Annotated in this window: 1 pseudogene; it reads right to left on the reverse strand. The window is 54.3% G+C overall.

Going from position 1 to position 247, the window contains the following annotated elements:
• Positions 1-139: 139 nt before the first annotated feature.
• Positions 140-247 (reverse strand): annotated as a pseudogene (locus ACZYOF_RS45015) (IS5/IS1182 family transposase); the annotation flags it as partial.

A 247-nucleotide genomic window follows, 5' to 3' on the forward strand; every position in this document is an offset into this window, starting at 1 on the left:
GCCATCAGACTCGCTCGAAAGCGAATCCAACCCGCACACATCATCGCATGGTCACTTTGGCGTAGAGCTCACCAGGCCGCCGCCCAGCGCGCGCACTTCAAAACAAAAAGACAACTGTAATGCTAGGTCGCGTGGACAGTTATCTTAGCCAGAGCAGAGTTGCGGCGATAGCGACGACAGCGAAGTAATTTCGTGCGGTTTTTTCGTAGCGCGTAGCAACGCGCCTGAAACGCTTCAGTTTCGAGAA

The sequence above is a fragment of the Bradyrhizobium sp. LeoA1Lang genome (genome assembly GCF_055413685.1).